This window comes from Synechococcus sp. R55.7, assembly GCF_047461955.1.
Taxonomy (GTDB): Bacteria; Cyanobacteriota; Cyanobacteriia; order Thermostichales; family Thermostichaceae; genus Thermostichus.
Window position 1 is genome coordinate 1 of sequence record NZ_JANSIC010000317.1, and the last position, 1897, is coordinate 1897.

General features: G+C 62.7%; 2 protein-coding genes. One reads left to right on the plus strand and one right to left on the minus strand.

Annotated elements, in window-relative coordinates:
- The first annotated feature begins 11 nt into the window (after window positions 1-11).
- Window positions 12-506: a DUF3531 family protein gene (locus NW820_RS12115; protein WP_414343673.1), complete on the plus strand. Its 495-nt coding sequence runs from the start codon at window positions 12-14 to the stop codon at window positions 504-506.
- A gap of 12 nt (window positions 507-518) precedes the next feature.
- Here the strand turns inward: NW820_RS12115 and NW820_RS12120 are convergent.
- On the minus strand, window positions 519-1897 hold a 1379-nt coding region (locus tag NW820_RS12120), incomplete at its 5' end, for a sulfatase (RefSeq protein WP_414407614.1).

The window sequence follows — 1897 nt, forward strand, 5'->3', positions numbered from 1 at the left end:
AGGAACTGTCCATGCAAGTGGAGTTTCGCGAGTGCGATCCGGGAAATCTGTGGATCTGGTTTGAGTTTGCCGAGCCGCCGGTCGAAGCTGAGCTGGAGTACCTCAACGAGGTGCTGGAGTCGTGGTACGTGTTGGGCAAGCTGGGCGGATTTAACGCCGAGCGTCTGGTGGCCCAAGAGGCCGAGGTGGATCTGAGCTATCTGGAGTATCCCAACGAATCGGATCCCTTGCCTTCCCTAATGCACAACATGGGATCCCTGGAAGAGAAGGACAACTGGGCCCGCTGCTGGTTTGATCTGGGCACCGCCGATGCGATGGCGCTGGATGTGTTGATCAACGCCCTGCGCACCCTCAGCCTGGAATACATCGGCCTCAGCCGCGTGATTATCGGCGGGCAAAATGAGGATTGGCCAACGGCGGATCCGGAGGAGATGGATGACATGGATGACTACGATCTAAACGGCTATGTGCGGGATCACAGGGAGGAGGAAGGAGGGCTGGAATAGCGGGATCCCTGCCTACTCCAAGTAGCCCAGCTCTTGCATCTGCCGCACCAAGTCGGCATCGCTTTCCACATTCACCTTGCGAGGAGCCGTGCTGGGCTGTCGGGATTCTGCCCAGCTCACCCACGTTCTCAGCCCCTGCTGCAGGCGAGCCAGCCAAGCCTGGGGGGAAAGGGATCCCCAGCCGGCTTCCCCCGCCGACCCGTCGTGACAGCGTTGCGGATCAGCATCAGGGAGAGAGGAGACAGGATCCCCGTCGCCGACCCAGAGCAGATCCCGCAGCTCCGCCGGATCCTGCTCCAAGTTGTAGAGGCTGGGACGATCCCCCGTTTGGATGAGCTTGGTCATCCCCTCATAGAGGGCACGGCGGATGTCGTAACAGGCACGCGCCCGCAGCAGGCTGTCGTTACGGCTTTCCATAGCCCGAATGAGGAGGTGGGGCGGGAAGGCTTCGCTGAGCACTGTTCCCTGCTCGGGATCTTCCCCTGCCAAGGTGCGGGCCAAGCTGAGGCGGGCGACCTCGCGGCGGAGCTTGAGGCTGACACAGGGGGCACCGTTGGGGGAAAGGTTGGGGCTAAAGCCGGCAGCTTCCAGGAGGGTATGGAAGAGGCGGCGGGTGGAAACGGGGGTGGCAATGCGTTTTCCTGCCGGGAAGTGGCCGGGATAGCGCAGGATGAGGGGCACGCGGATCAGCTCTTCGTAGACCACAAAGGCGTGGCCGACGAAGTCGTGTTCTCCCAGGCCTTCGCCGTGATCGGCGACGATGGCCACCAGCGTGTTCTGCTCCAGGCCGGTGTGGCGCAGGGTGTCGAAGACGGATCCCAGTAGGTGATCTTGGTAGGCCACCTCAGCATCGTAGATATCCCGCAGCACCTGCGCTTGCAGTGGAGAAAGGGGCTGCGGCAGGGGCGCCATCCAGCGGTAGGGCTGGGCGTTGTATTGGCGCAAAAAGTCGCGGGCCTCGCGGTTGCTTTTGAAATAGGGGGCGTATTTCTGCACAAAGGGCTCCGGCGGCCAGTAGGGCAGATGGGGCTCCATCAGGTTGACAAAGCAAAAGAAGGGCCGTGCTCCGGGATCCGACCGGCGGCGGGCCATCTGCTGCAGGTAGCGGTTGAGGTCGGCAATCGAGGCGGCGGTGTTGCCTTTGAAGTTGAGCAGGCGGGTCCAGAGGGAGGCAAACCAGGGGTGCAGCGCCAGCTGGAAGAGGGCGTCGGAGCGGGCAAAGGCGTTTTGCACCGGATAGGAGAGCCGCCGCCAAAATTGGGTGTAGGCGGCCAGCCAGCGGTTCAAGGGGGCGGGCAAGGGGGTGCCTTCGGGGGGGCGGGTGGGCAGAGCGCCACCGTAGTTGTAAAAGGTTTCAAAGCCGCGCCGCAAGCCGTTTTTCAGGATCCCCA

What these genes read in the sequence shown, in the direction of transcription:
- NW820_RS12115 (WP_414343673.1), top strand. Translation starts at nt 12, where the DNA reads ATGCAAGTGGAGTTTCGCGAGTGCGATCCGGGAAATCTGTGGATCTGG.